13 protein-coding genes (1 of these 13 running past the window's edge) are annotated in these 13,328 nt (G+C 71.4%); 1 reads left to right on the top strand and 12 read right to left on the bottom strand.

Going from position 1 to position 13,328, the window contains the following annotated elements; all coding sequences use genetic code 11:
* The 12 genes from tyrS to QRX50_RS27505 form a co-directional block, all read right to left on the bottom strand.
* Positions 1 to 950 carry the 5' portion of a tyrosine--tRNA ligase gene (tyrS, locus tag QRX50_RS27560; RefSeq protein ID WP_285966061.1) on the bottom strand. The gene continues 319 nt to the left of window position 1, outside the view, so only the first 950 of its 1,269 coding nucleotides appear in the window; its start codon is at positions 948 to 950; its stop codon lies beyond the left edge, outside the window.
* A gap of 32 nt (positions 951 to 982) precedes the next feature.
* Positions 983 to 1,612 carry a DNA-3-methyladenine glycosylase gene (locus QRX50_RS27555; protein ID WP_285966060.1) on the bottom strand — a complete coding sequence of 210 codons (630 nt, stop codon included), beginning with the start codon at positions 1,610 to 1,612 and terminating at the stop codon, positions 983 to 985.
* A 92-nt stretch (positions 1,613 to 1,704) separates the two neighbouring features.
* Positions 1,705 to 3,120: an argininosuccinate lyase gene (gene argH / locus QRX50_RS27550; protein ID WP_285966059.1), complete on the bottom strand. Its 1,416-nt coding sequence runs from the start codon at positions 3,118 to 3,120 to the stop codon at positions 1,705 to 1,707.
* Positions 3,121 to 3,145: 25 nt separating this feature from the next.
* Positions 3,146 to 4,117 carry an argininosuccinate synthase domain-containing protein gene (locus tag QRX50_RS27545; RefSeq protein WP_285966058.1) on the bottom strand — a complete coding sequence of 324 codons (972 nt, stop codon included), beginning with the start codon at positions 4,115 to 4,117 and terminating at the stop codon, positions 3,146 to 3,148.
* Positions 4,114 to 4,614, bottom strand: coding sequence for an arginine repressor (locus QRX50_RS27540; protein ID WP_220241947.1), 501 nt, complete (start codon positions 4,612 to 4,614; stop codon positions 4,114 to 4,116). The genes QRX50_RS27545 and QRX50_RS27540 overlap by 4 nt, the downstream gene beginning before the upstream one ends.
* The gene (argF, locus tag QRX50_RS27535; RefSeq protein ID WP_285966057.1) at positions 4,611 to 5,537 is read right to left on the bottom strand and encodes an ornithine carbamoyltransferase; all 927 of its coding nucleotides are present in this window, start codon (positions 5,535 to 5,537) and stop codon (positions 4,611 to 4,613) included. Before argF ends, QRX50_RS27540 begins: the two co-directional genes overlap by 4 nt.
* A complete protein-coding gene (locus QRX50_RS27530; RefSeq protein WP_285974576.1) occupies positions 5,537 to 6,688 on the bottom strand; it encodes an acetylornithine transaminase in 1,152 nt (383 codons plus the stop codon). The genes argF and QRX50_RS27530 overlap by 1 nt, the downstream gene beginning before the upstream one ends.
* A 50-nt stretch (positions 6,689 to 6,738) precedes the next feature.
* Positions 6,739 to 7,740, bottom strand: a complete 1,002-nt coding sequence (gene argB / locus QRX50_RS27525) for an acetylglutamate kinase (protein WP_285966056.1) — start codon at positions 7,738 to 7,740, stop codon at positions 6,739 to 6,741.
* Positions 7,737 to 8,897 carry a bifunctional glutamate N-acetyltransferase/amino-acid acetyltransferase ArgJ gene (argJ, locus tag QRX50_RS27520; RefSeq protein ID WP_285966055.1) on the bottom strand — a complete coding sequence of 387 codons (1,161 nt, stop codon included), beginning with the start codon at positions 8,895 to 8,897 and terminating at the stop codon, positions 7,737 to 7,739. The genes argB and argJ overlap by 4 nt, the downstream gene beginning before the upstream one ends.
* On the bottom strand, positions 8,894 to 9,922 hold the full coding sequence (gene argC, locus QRX50_RS27515) for an N-acetyl-gamma-glutamyl-phosphate reductase (RefSeq protein WP_285966054.1): 1,029 nt from the start codon (positions 9,920 to 9,922) through the stop codon (positions 8,894 to 8,896). Before argC ends, argJ begins: the two co-directional genes overlap by 4 nt.
* A 221-nt stretch (positions 9,923 to 10,143) precedes the next feature.
* Positions 10,144 to 10,620, bottom strand: a complete 477-nt coding sequence (locus tag QRX50_RS27510; protein WP_285966053.1) for a helix-turn-helix domain containing protein — start codon at positions 10,618 to 10,620, stop codon at positions 10,144 to 10,146.
* 141 nt (positions 10,621 to 10,761) lie between these two features.
* Positions 10,762 to 12,357, bottom strand: a complete 1,596-nt coding sequence (locus QRX50_RS27505; protein WP_285966052.1) for an alpha/beta hydrolase — start codon at positions 12,355 to 12,357, stop codon at positions 10,762 to 10,764.
* 130 nt (positions 12,358 to 12,487) lie between these two features.
* Between QRX50_RS27505 and QRX50_RS27500 the strand changes: the two genes are divergently transcribed.
* The gene (locus QRX50_RS27500) at positions 12,488 to 13,177 is read left to right on the top strand and encodes a DNA alkylation repair protein (RefSeq protein WP_285974575.1); all 690 of its coding nucleotides are present in this window, start codon (positions 12,488 to 12,490) and stop codon (positions 13,175 to 13,177) included.
* The last annotated feature ends 151 nt before the right edge of the window (positions 13,178 to 13,328 follow it).

Raw genomic sequence — 13,328 nt, 5'->3', positions numbered from 1 at the left:
ACCTGCCGCGTCTGGTCCTCGCCGTGCACGAGGTCGGTGAACTCCTGCGCGAGCCGCTTCTGCGCCGCACGCAGGTGGGGCCGCTGCTCGGTGTCCTCGGCCAGCGCGTCGATCTCGTCCTTCGTGAGGAAGGTGAACATGCGCAGGTAGCGGATCACGTCGGCGTCCCCGACGTTCACGAAGTACTGGTACCAGGCGTACGGCGAGGTCATCTCCGGGTCGAGCCACAGGTTGCCGCCGCCGGTGGACTTGCCGAACTTGCGGCCTTCGGCATCGGTGACCAGGGGTGCCGTCAGCGCGTGCGCGCTCCCGCTCTCGACCCGCCGGATCAGATCGACCCCGCCGACGAGGTTGCCCCACTGGTCGGAGCCGCCGACCTGCAACGTGCAGCCGTACTGGCGGTAGAGCTGCAGGTAGTCCTGTGACTGCAGGAGCAGATAGCTGAACTCGGTGTAGGACATGCCGTCGGATTCGAGTCGGCGCTTCACCGTCTCCCGGTTGAGCATCACGTTCACCGAGAAGTGCTTGCCGACGTCGCGCAGGAACTCCAGCACGTTCTGCTGGCCGGTCCAGTTCAGGTTGTTCTCGACCACGGCGCCCGTCGGCGACTCGTCGAACTCGACGAACCGCTCCAACTGCCCGCGGATGCGCCCGGCCCACTCGGCGACGACGTCGAGAGTGTTGAGCGTGCGCTCCCCCGTGTCGCGCGGGTCGCCGATCATGCCCGTCGCGCCGCCGGCCAGCACGATCGGCCGGTGCCCGGCACGCTGGAAGCGCTTGAGCATCAGCAGCGGGACGAGGTTGCCGGCGTGCAGGCTGGGCGCGGTCGGGTCGAAGCCGCAATAGAGGGTGAGGGGTCCCTGGTCGAGGTCTCGCCGCAATGCGTCGATGTCGGTGGACTGCGCGATCAGGCCGCGCCAGGACAGCTCGTCAAGGATGTGCTCACTCACACCTGTAGATCCTCCCGCACCAGGTCAAGCGACTAACCCGCGGGGCGCACCTGCCGCCGTTTGCCACCGCGCCGATAGGCGGACACGGCAGGCGAGCCGTCGACCCAGAACCGCCACGGCGTGTCGATTCCCGTGGCGACGCCGACGCGCGGGCCGCTGCGGACCCGCGCCGGCGGCACTCGCTCCCCCACGCGCAGCCGGACCGGCGAGGACGGATCCGTGAGGTCCACGCCGTTCTGCGTGAGATCGACGCGCAGCACGGACGTGAGGATGGCGGGGCCCTTGGCGATCTCGCCGTTCCCGCGGACGTTGGGGCGCCGGGCGCGCACGAGGTCCGCGCCCTGAACCACTTCGCCGGCGCGCAGGAGCACCCCGCCGGGCTCGTCTTCTTCGCCGCTGATGACGTTGGCGCAGAAGTGCATGCCGTAGACGAAGTACACGTACAGGTATCCCGCCGGCCCCCACATCAGGGCGTTGCGCGGGGTCTTGCCGCGGAAGCTGTGCGACGCCGGATCGTCGAAGCCGCGGTAGGCCTCGACCTCCACCAGCCGCACGCCGACGGTGCCGTCGGGCGCGTCGGCCTCGAGGACCGCGCCGAGCAGCAGGTGCCCCAGGTCGACCGGGTCCAGTGCCAGTTCCTCGCGCCGGAACAACCGGTCCACGCGTGCTCCCCTCGTTCCGCCTCAGCCTAACCGGCGGTCCGAGGGTGATCGGTCCGGCCGGGACGCTCAGGCTCCCCGGCCGGACCGGTGGGCTACTTCAGCCATTGCCGCACGGTCGTCACCCGGTCCACGAGGCGATCGAGTTGCTCGGCGACGCGCTCGGGCGCCGTGCCGCCGCGGGCGTTGCGCGAACGCACCGATCCCTCGACCGTAAGCACCTCGCGCACCGCCGGCGTGAGGGCCGGGTTGATGGCGTGGAACTCCTCGTCGGTCAGCTCGTCGAGCCCGACGCCGCGGCCCTCGGCCACGCGCACGCTCTCCCCCGCCGCCTCGTGGGCCACGCGGAACGGCACGCCCTGGCGCACCAGCCACTCGGCGATGTCCGTGGCGAGGGTGAAGCCCGCCGGGGCCAGCTCGGCGAGCCGGTCGGTGTGGAAGGTCAGCGTGGCGAGCATGCCCGCGATCGCCGGGAACAGGAGCTCCAGCTGCTCGACCGAGTCGAACACCGGTTCCTTGTCCTCCTGCAGGTCGCGGTTGTACGCGAGCGGCTGCGCCTTCAGCGTCGCCAGCAGGCCGGTGAGGTTGCCGATGAGCCGGCCCGCCTTGCCGCGCGTGAGCTCCGCGACGTCGGGGTTCTTCTTCTGCGGCATGATCGAGCTGCCGGTGGCCCACGCGTCGTCAAGGGTGACGTAGCCGAACTCGGCGGTGTTCCAGATGATCACCTCTTCGGCGATCCGCGACAGGTTCACCGCGAGCATCGCGACAGCGAAGGCGAACTCGGCCACGAAGTCGCGCGACGCGGTGCCGTCGATGGAGTTCTCCACACTCGTGTCGAAGCCCAGCTCCGTGGCCACGGCCTCGGGGTCGAGGCCGAGCGACGAGCCGGCCAGCGCGCCCGAGCCGTACGGGGACTCGGCGGTGCGGGCGTCCCAGTCGCGCAGGCGGGAGACGTCGCGCAGCAGCGCCTGGCCGTGGGCCAGCAGGTGGTGCGCGAGCAGGACCGGCTGCGCGTGCTGCAGGTGGGTACGGCCGGGCAGGATGACCGCGGGGTGGCGCTGGGCCTGCGAAACGAGCGCGTCGACCACGTCGAGGGTGCCGGCGACCACGCGGCGCGCGGCGTCGCGCAGCCACATGCGGAACAGCGTGGCTACCTGGTCGTTGCGCGAGCGGCCCGCGCGCAGCTTGCCGCCCAGCTCCGTGCCCGCGCGCTCCAGCAGGCCACGTTCGAGGGCGGTGTGCACGTCTTCGTCGGCCACGGTCGGCGTGAACGCACCCGAGGCCACGTCCTGCGCGAGTGTGTCGAGCGCCTCGAGCATGCCCGCCAGCTCCGCGTCGGTGAGCAGCCCCGCCTTGCACAGCACTCGGGCGTGGGCCCGCGAGCCGGCGATGTCGTAGGGCGCCAGGCGCCAGTCGAAGTGGGTGGAGGCGCTCAGCGCCGCCATCGCCTCGGCCGGCCCGCTGGCGAACCGGCCGCCCCACAGGGCCACCGGCTGGTCTTTCGCGCTCACGTTCTGCCTTTCTGCCTCGGGCGTCTCACGACGCCCGGTGGGTCGGGTGGTCCGGGTGCTCCTGCCCGGTCAGGGGACGGTACCGCCGGCCGACGGGGTGCAGGTGCCTGCCGCGTCCGGCGGGCTCTTCGCCGCGGCGACCGGTGACGACGGCGGTGCCGCCGTGGAACACCAACCGGACGTCGCCGCACACGTGCTCCTGGCTGTGCCGCACGAACGCGTCGAGCGGCTCGCGCAGCGGCGAGGACCACAGCCCGTCGTGGACGAGCTCGGTCCAGCGCCGGTCCACTGAGCGCTTGAACCGGGCCAGGTCCCGGTCCAGGGTCAGGTTCTCCAGCTCCTGGTGCGCGGTGATCAGCACCCACGCGCCGGGGGCTTCGTAGATCTCCCGGTTGTCCATGGCGAGGTCGAAGCGGCCGACGCCGTGGGCGCCGGCACGATGCCCAAGCCGCAGCACGGCCTCGGCCACAGTCACCGTCTCGCCGTCGACGGCCACCGGCACGCCGCGGTCGAACGTGATCACGGCTTCGTCGGGCGCGTCGATGTTGACCGCGGCGTCCTCGGTGTAGGCGAAGACGTCGCCGGGTCCGTGCCACGGATCGGGATCGGTGACCACGACGGCGCGGCCCCAGAGCGTGCGGTCGGGCGACAGCTTTCCGCCCTGTTCACGTGGCCAGACGACCTCGGCGTCGTGAGCACGGGCGATCGCGGTCACGTGCTTCTCGATCAGCGGGCGAGCCAGCGACCCGACGAGCGGGTAGCGGTCGTACAGCAGCGCGTTGGCCTGCAGCGCGGGCAGGCAGTGCTGGTTCGCGAACTCGGCGCGCGCGTCGACGACGATCGCCTCCGCCGCGCCGGCCGCGAGGGCCCGCTCCCGCAGCGCCGTGAGGTCGACGTCGCCCGCGCCGAGATCGACGGAGACCGTGACCACGTCCGTCTCCCGCGCGAGGCGGGCCAGTGCGGCCGTGCCACCGGCGTAGGCGAGGACGGTGGTCACAGCTCCTCGCCCTCCGCCGAGCGCCGGGCGAGCGCGGTGAACCGCTCCGCCAGATCCCTGCCGCTCAAGGGTTCCCGGGCGATGACGGCGACCGTGTCGTCGCCGGCGATGGAGCCGACGACCTCTTCCAACGCGGCGCGATCGATGGCGCTCGCGAGGAACTGCGCGGCGCCGGGCGGCGTGCGCAAAACGGTGAGGTTGCCGGACGCGTCGGCCGAGACGAGCAGTTCCGCGAGCAGCCGGGACAACCGCGACGTACCGCCCTGCACGCCACGCACCGGGCTGCCGTCCTCGGGGATGACGTAAACCGGCGCCCCCGAGTCGGCGCCGCGCAGCTTCACGGCGCCGAGCTCGTCGAGGTCGCGCGACAACGTCGCCTGCGTGACCTCGATGCCCTCGGCCGCGAGCAGCTTGGCGAGCTCGGTTTGGCTGCGGATGGCCATCGTGGACACCAGCTCCGTGATGCGAGCCTGGCGCCCGACCCGGCTGCCGGTCATCGCCCGCTCTGCTCGAACAACCAGACCAGCAGCGCCTTCTGGGCGTGCAGACGGTTCTCGGCCTCGTCCCACACCGCGCTGGCCGGGCCGTCGAGCACCTCGTCGGTGATCTCCCAGCCGCGGTGCGCGGGCAGGCAGTGCAGCACGATGGCCTCGTCGGCCGCGCGCTTGAGCAGCTCGGTGTTGACCTGCAGCGCGCGGAACGGGCCGATGCGGTCGAGGCCGTCGTTCTCCTGGCCCATGGACGTCCACGTGTCGGTGACCAGCACGTCGGCGCCCGCGACCGCGTCATACGGGTCGGTGAACACGGCGGCGCTGCCGCCGGTCTCGGTGCCGCGGTGCTTCGCGTCGAGCATCACCTGCTGGTCGGGCTGGAAGCCCTCGGGCGAAACGACCCGCACGTGCATGCCCGCGGTCACGCCGCCGAGCAGCAGCGAGTGGGCCATGTTGTTGGCGCCGTCGCCGAGGTACACCAGCGTCAGCCCGGCGAGCTTGCCCTTGCGCTCGCGGATGGTCATGAGGTCGGTGAGAACCTGGCAGGGGTGGAACTCGTCGGTGAGCGCGTTGACGACCGGCACCGACGCGACCGACGCCATCGAGTCGATGCGCTTCTGCGCGAAGGTGCGCCACACGATGCCGTCGACGTAGCGCGACAGCACTCGCGAGGTGTCCTCGATGGTCTCCTCACGGCCCAGCTGCATCGACCGGCCGTCGACGATCACCGGGTGACCGCCGAGCTGGCTGATGCCGACCTCGAACGAGAAGCGCGTGCGGGTGGAGTTCTTCTCGAAGATCGCCGTGACCGTCTTGCCGGCAAGGGACTTGTTGCCGAGCGGGTCGGCCTTGAGCGCGTCGGCGAGGTCCAGGAGCGCGGCCTGCTCGGCGGGGCTGACGTCGTCGTCGCGGAGGAAGTGGCGAGGCATCAGTTCGGGTCCTTCGTGGTGGTGGAGTCGAGCGCATCCGGGAGTGCGGTCAGGAAGGCCTGCGCCTGCTCGGCCTCGAGCACGAGCGGCGGGGCGAGCCGGATGGTGTCCGGTGCGACGGGGTTGACGAGGTAACCGGCTTCCTGCACGGCCTTGGCGACCGCGGCGGACACCGGCTCGCGCAGCGTGATGCCGAGCAGCAGCCCGGCGCCGCGCACGCCGGAGACGAGCGGGTGCCCGAGCGCCTCGACGCCGGTCGCGATGTCCTTGCCCAGCGAGGAGACGTGGTCGAGCAGGTTGTCGCGCGCAATGGTGCGCAGCACGGCCAGCCCGGCGGCGCAGCAGACCGGGTTGCCCCCGAAGGTGGTGCCGTGCTGGCCCGGCTTCAGCAGCTCGCCCGCCGCGCCGATGCCGATCACGGCGCCGATCGGCAGGCCGCCGCCGAGGCCCTTCGCCAAAGTGATGACGTCGGGGACGATGCCCGTCTGCTGGAAGGCGAACCAGGTGCCGAGCCGGCCGATGCCGGTCTGCACCTCGTCGAGCACGAGCAGCGTGCCGGTGGCCTTGGTGATCTCGCGAGCGGCCTGCAGGTAGCCGTCGGGCGCGGGGATCACGCCCGCTTCGCCCAGCACCGGCTCGAGGAACACGGCGGCGGTGTCGGTGTCGACGGCAGCGCGCAGCGCTTCGACGTCGCCGAACGGCACGTGCGTGACCCCGGGGACCAGCGGCGCGAACGGATCGCGCTTGCCCGGCTGGCCGGTGAGCGACAGCGACCCCATCGTGCGGCCGTGGAACGCGCCCTCCGCCGCGACGACCTTGGTGCGGCCGGTCAGGCGGCTGATCTTCAGGGCGGCCTCGTTGGCCTCGGCGCCGGAGTTCACGAACAGGACCTTGCCCTGGCCGGTCAGGCCCGCGACGTCGAGCAGCGCCTCGGCGAGCTCCAGCGCGACCGGGTTCACGTACAGGTTCGACGTGTGGCCCAGCGTCGCGATCTGCTCGGAGACGGCGCGCACCACCTCGAGATGGGCGTGGCCGAGCGCGTTGACCGCGATGCCGCCGACGAGGTCGAGGTACTCGGTGCCCTCGGCGTCCCACACCCGCGCGCCCTCGCCGCGGACCAGCGTCAGCCCGGGGGTTCCGTAGTTGTCCATCAGGGCCGACTGCCAGTGCTGCCGGCTCGCCTCGTTCGAGGTCGGGGTGGTCACGGGAGCTCCGTTCCTGGGTTCTCGGGGTTCGGGGTGGGCTCGGGGTTCGGCGTGGGCTCGGGGTTCGGGGTGGGCTCGGGGTTCGGCGTGGGCTCGGGGTAAACCATCGTGCCGATGCCGCGTGAGGTGAAGACCTCCAGCAGCACGGAGTGGGCGACGCGCCCGTCGATCACGTGGGCGCGGCGCACGCCGCCGCGGACCGCGCGCACGCAGGCCTCCATTTTCGGGATCATGCCGCTGGCCAGCTCGGGCAGCATCTTCTCCAGCCGGTCGACCTGGATGCGGTCGATCAGCGACGAGCGGTCGGGCCAGTTGGCGTAGAGGCCTTCGACGTCGGTGAGCACCACGAGCTTCTCCGCGCCCAGCGCTGCGGCCAGCGCCCCGGCGGCGGTGTCGGCGTTGACGTTGTGCACCACGCCGTCGATGTCGGGCGCGACCGTGGACACCACGGGGATGCGCCCGGCGTTGACGATGTCGAGCACCGCGTCGGGGTTGACCGCGGCGACCTCGCCGACGAGGCCGATGTCGACCTGCTCACCATCCACAGTGGCCTGTTTGCGCTCGGCGGTGAACAGGCGCGCGTCCTCGCCGGAGATGCCGACGGCGTACGGGCCGTGGGCGTTGATCAGGCCGACGAGCTCGCGGCTGACCTGCCCGACCAGCACCATGCGGACGATGTCCATCGTCTCGGGCGTGGTCACGCGCAGGCCGCCCTTGAACTCGCCTTCGACGCCGAGCCGGGTGAGCATCGCGGTGATCTGCGGTCCCCCGCCGTGCACGACCACGGGGTGCAGGCCGGCGAGGCGCAGGAACACCATGTCCTGCGCGAACGCCGCCTTGAGGGTGTCGTCGATCATGGCGTTGCCGCCGTACTTCACCACCACGGTGGCGCCGTGGAACCGCTGCAGCCACGGCAGCGCCTCGATGAGCACTCCGGCCTTCTCGGCCGCTGTCTCGAGCCTGTCGTCCGCGGAAATCAGGTCCTCCGTGCCGGTCATGAGGAGTAGGCGCTGTTCTCTTCGACGTAGCCGTGGGACAGATCGGTGGTGTAGATCGTGGCCTCGGCCGAGCCGACACCCAGGTCGACGACGACCTCGATGGCGCGCCCCGACAGGTCGGCGGCCGAGCGGTCCGCCGCGGTGGTGCCGGACGCGAACAGCGTGACGCCGTTGATCGTGATCGACACCGTCTCCGGATCGATGCGCGCGGGTGCGCGACCGAGCGCCATCGCGATGCGGCCCCAGTTGGGGTCGGAGCCGAACAGTGCCGTCTTCACGAGGTTGTCCTCGGCGATCGTGCGGGCGACCACCACGGCGTCGTCCTCGGACGCGGCACCGCGCACCGTGACGTCCACGTCCTTGGTCGCGCCCTCGGAGTCGGCGCGCAGCTGCAGCACGAGGTCGTGGGCGACGGCGGTGAGCTGCTCGGTGAGCTCGGCTTCCGTCGGCTCGACCCCACTCGCGCCGGACGCGAGCACCAGCACCGTGTCGTTGGTGGACGTGCCGCCGTCGACGTCGAGCCGGTCGTAGGTGACCCGGGTGGCGGCGCGCAGCGCGCGGTCGAGAACTTCCTTGTCCACCACGGCATCGGTGGTGAGGACCGACAGCATCGTGGCCAGGTTCGGCGCGAGCATGCCGGCGCCCTTGGCGAACCCGCCGACACTCCACCCGTTCGAGTGGGCCGCGAACACCTGCTTCGGCTTCGTGTCCGTGGTCATCACGGCGCAAGCCGCGTTCAGGCCCGCCTCGGCGCTCGCGTCGAGCGCCTTGACCGCACTGTCCACACCGGACAGCACCGCGGCCATCGGGAGCCGCTCGCCGATGAGGCCGGTGGAGCACACGGCCACCTCGATCGCGCCGATGTCGAGGACCTCGGCGACCTTCTCCGCGGTGGCGTGCGTGTCCTGGAACCCGCCCGGGCCGGTCGCCGCGTTGGCGCCGCCGGAGTTGAGCACGACCGCCTTCAGCTTCTGCTGCTTCAGGACTTCCTGCGACCACAGCACGGGCGCGGCCTTGATCACGTTGCGCGTGAACACACCCGCGGCGAGGTCGAGCGGGCCGTCGTTCACGACGAGCGTGAGGTCGAGCGCGCCGGAGGCCTTGATGCCTGCGGCGACGCCGGCGGCGCGGAAACCCTTCGGGCCGGTGACGGTCACGGTGCCACTCCCACAGTGGAAAGTCCGGTGGCCTCGGGGAAGCCGAGCGCCAGGTTCATCGACTGGACAGCACCGCCGGCGGTGCCCTTGGTGAGGTTGTCGATCGAGCAGATCACGACCAGGCGGCCCGCGTCGGCGTCCACGCCCACCTGGAGTTGGACGTTGTTCGACCCGAGCGTCGAAGCCGTCGCGGGCCACATCCCCGCGGGCAGCAGCTGCACGAACGGCTCGGCGTCGTAGGCCTTCTCGTACACCTCACGCACGGTGTTCTCGTCGACATCGCCGATCAGGGGTGCGGTCGCGGTCGTGAGAATGCCGCGCGGCATCGGGGCGAGCACGGGCGTGAAGGACACGGTCACCGGCTTTCCGGCCGCGCCGGAGAGGTTCTGCGCGAATTCGGGGGTGTGCCGGTGCTTGCCCGCGACGCCGTACGCGCTCGCGGACCCCATCACCTCGGACCCGAGCAGGTTCGGCTTGAGGCTCTTGCCCGCGCCGGACGTGCCGGTGACCGCCACGACCGTGACGTCCGGCTCGACCAGGCCCGCGGCCAGCGCCGGGGCGAGAGCGAGCGAGCCGCCGGTCGGGAAGCAGCCCGGGACCGCGACACGCTTGGTGCCCACGAGCTTCTCGCGCGCGCCGGGCAGCTCGGGCAGGCCGTAGGGCCACTGCCCGGCGTGCTCGCCGCCGTACCAGCGCTGCCAGTCGGCCGGGTTCGCCAGCCGGTGGTCGGCGGCGAGGTCGACCACGAGCACGTCGGGTCCGAGCTGCGCCGCGACCTCGGCCGAGTGGCCGTGGGGCAGCGCGAGGAACACGACGTCGTGCCCGGCCAGCGTCTCCGCCGTGGTCTCGGCCAGCACGCGCCCGGCCAGGGGCGCGAGGTGCGGCTGGTGCGTGCCCAGCAGCGTCCCCGCGCTGCTCGCCGCCGTCAGCGCACCGATCTCGACTTCCGGATGGGTCAGCAACAGGCGCAACAGTTCACCGCCCGCGTAGCCGCTCGCGCCGGCCACCGCGATCTTCACCGTCATACGCATGATTATGCACGACCATGCAATCTCAAACAAACAGGATTCCGCTGGGCCAGGTGTGTTTCCTGCCATGCCAAGTCTGAGCCGGGCCGTCGACCACGGTCGTCCGGGCCGTTGCCGCAGCTCCCGGCCTCGCGGCGCCCGGGCCGTTCGCACTTCACCCGATCGAGTGCTCTCACCGGGGCCGTGCCCGCGGCCACGAGGGCCGCGGGCACGGCTGCTCACCGCTCCCCTTCGGCGGCCTCGCGCAGGCTCGGCGGCGCGGGCAGGTGGCGCCCCGGCCGTTCCGGGTCGCAGCCGACGCGCGGCAGGCGGGAGCGGATGCCACCCGCCGTGCGCTCGAACCGGCGGGCCAGCTCGGCGACCGTGTCGCCCGCGAGCCACGCGGACTCCAGCTCCGCGTCGAGCTCGGCGCTCCACGGTTTCCCTTGCTGCGCGGGGCGTTCGCCCGATCTTCGGCGCGGCCCGCCCGCGAAGGCGTGGAGGCTGCCGGCCAGGAGGTCGGCCACCGCGGGGACCACGGTGGTGTCGAGGTCGAGCCTGCCGTGCACGACGGACTCTCCGTCGGGCCCTTCGCCGCCCACGGTGACCGTGACGCGGCGCTGCTCGGCCGTCTCGCCCGGGCGGGCGAGGACGACGATCTGGTACTGGACGTTTCCGGCCCGGACCTCGGTCCGGTGCTCTTCGATGATCGTCATGGCGGCGACGCTAGCGCCCACCCCCGACAGAATCCGCTCACGGCTCGTGTCCGGGTGGCTGCGCTCCGAAATTGTCGGACCCCTGTCGTAGCGTCCTCGAGCGATCACGAACAGCGACCGAGGGGGCTCGGGTGGAAGGGATCAGAAGTGCGACAGCGCGCCCGTTTTTGCCTGGGCCTGGGCCTGGGCTGGAGCTGGTGCCTCGCTCTTCTGCTGTGCGTCCGCGGCCGCCGGGACCGGTGGGGGCACCGGGTCGCACTGCGCGTCGGAGTGGTTGCCCGAGGTGCGCTTCGGCAGCGCGCCGGTCGCGAGGTAGTCGGCGACCTTGTCGTCCACGCAGGCGACGCCGGACAACGAGCCGGCGTGCGTAGTGCCGCCGGGCGCGCTGATCAGGCTCGACTTCGGGAACAGCTTGCGCACGGCGAGGCTGCCGGCGTACGGCGTCGCCGCGTCGAGCTCCTCACTGATGAGCAGCACGCCGCCGACCTTGCCGCCGCCGACCTTCACCGGCTTCCCGGCCTTGGCGGGCCAGTCGCGGCAGGGCGCGTTGAACCACGCGTTGCCCCAGGTCTCGAACGGCGCGCGGAAGAACGTCGTCCAGTTGTCGAGGCGCCAGCGGTTCCAGCTGGTCGGCCACTTCACGTCGGTGCACTGGACGGCGCTGTACACGGCGTACCCGTTGTCGTCACCGGGCGGGTTGGAGCGGTCGTAGAGGCTCTTGAGCGTCTGCCAGTCGCCGCGGTGCACCCAGCCGTCGAACGCCTTGGCCAGGTCCTCCCAGCCGAACACATAGTAGCCGGCCCCCAGGAAGACATCGGTCCACTCGTCGCCGCCGATCACGCCACCGGCGGCGGAACGGTCGAGCTTGTTCTGCTGGTCGTACCAGAGCTTCTCCACGGTGGCCTCGGTCTTGCCGAGGTGGTACACGTCGTCGTACTCGGCGAGCCAGCCGAAGTAGATCTTGATGTTGCGGTCGAACGCCACGTCCTGGTCCAGGTTGGCCTGGTACCAGACCTTGCCCGGGTCGACGTTGCCGTCGAGCACCATGCGGCGCACGTTCATCGGGTACAGCGTGCTGTAGACCTGGCCGAGGTAGGTGCCGTAGGAGAAGCCGTAGTAGTTGATCTGCTTCTCCCCCAGCGCCACGCGGAGGCTGTCCATGTCCTGCGCCACGTCAATGGTCTTGATGTGGTCGAGGATGGCGCCGTTCTTCGCGCACGCCTCCGCGTAGCCCTTGGCCTTGGCGAGCCAGGTGCGCTCGAGCTGCGGGGTCGAAGGCACGTACGGCGGGCGGTCGTAAGAGAAGTAGCCGCCGTCGCATGTCACGACCGGCTTGCTGGAGCCGACGCCGCGCGGGTCGAAGCCGATCCAGTCGTAGCTCTCGCCGGCGCCGTCCGGCACGTATTGGCCGAGCACCGAGAGCCCCAGCCCGGAACCTCCGGGGCCGCCCGGGTTGACCAGCATCACGCCCTGGTACTGCGCGGACTTGTGCTTGATCCGCGACACGGCGACCTGCACCTTGGTGCCGGAGGGTTTCGCGTAGTCCATCGGGACCACGAGGAACCCGCACTCGGCGCCCGCGTTCTTCAGGCTCGTGGTCTGGCACGGCCCCCAGCTGATCGACGGCGGGGTGTAGCCCGCCGTCGCCGCCCCCTGCGCAGCTGTGGCGGCCGGCGCGGCGGCCATCGTCCCGGCCGCGACACCCACGGCGGCCAGGACGGCAAGGATCTTCTTCACGGTGGCCCTCTTCGCTCGCGGGTTACCCGAATTGGTCGAAACTACCGACAACCCGGAACAATCTCCTCGCACGACACGAGTTGCGCCAGCCGTCGCCCGCCGGCGGCCGGCGCGGTGGAGGTGGGCGCGGATGGGTGTGGACAAGGCGTTGATCTCGGCTGTCCGAACCGGACTCGCCGCCCGGGCAGACCCGGTGAAAGCGCCCGCCATGCAGGCGTACATGAAGTCGGCGATGCCGTATCGCGGGGTGGCCAAACCCGGGCGCGCCGCGCTCATGAAAGAGGTTCTGGCCGCCCACGTTCTGCCGGATCGGGCGAGTTTTTCAACGACCGTCCTGGCCTTGTGGCGCGAAGCCGAATTCCGCGAGGAGCGCTACGCGGCGATCGATCTGTCGGGCCACCGCGCGTACCGGCGGTGGCAGGACCCGGACCTGCTCGGCCTCTACGAGGAGCTCATCGTCGACGGTGCGTGGTGGGACTTCGTCGACGAGGTCGCGATCCGCCGCGTCGGGCCGATCCTGCGCGAGTACCGCCCGGAGGTCGCGCCGGTGCTGCTGTGCTGGGCCACCGGCCCCGACCGCTGGCGGCGCCGCACCGCCGTCATCTGCCAGGTGTCGGCGAAAACGGACGTCGACCGCACCCTTTTGACGACGGCTATCGAAGCCAACATCGATGACCCCGATTTCTTCCTGAGGAAGGGCATCGGCTGGGCGTTGCGCGACCACGCGAAAACGGCTCCGGACTGGGTGCGCTCCTTTGTGCGCGATCACCCGGGGCTGTCACCACTGTCCACACGGGAGGCTTTGAAGAACCTGACCTGACCGCGATCCACGACGTGACGAAGGGAGAGACCAGGAATTCGCGGCAGCCACCCGAGGTCAACGCCCGCGGGAGGCCCTGTGGCGGGTGCCGGGGCAGGCAGCCGGGTGGCCACTCGTACAGCAGGCGACCGGGCCGGCACCGGGACTCGCC

It is taken from the genome of Amycolatopsis sp. 2-15 (assembly GCF_030285625.1).
Classification (GTDB): Bacteria; Actinomycetota; Actinomycetes; order Mycobacteriales; family Pseudonocardiaceae; genus Amycolatopsis; species Amycolatopsis carbonis.
This window is presented reverse-complemented; position numbering and strand designations above follow the sequence as displayed.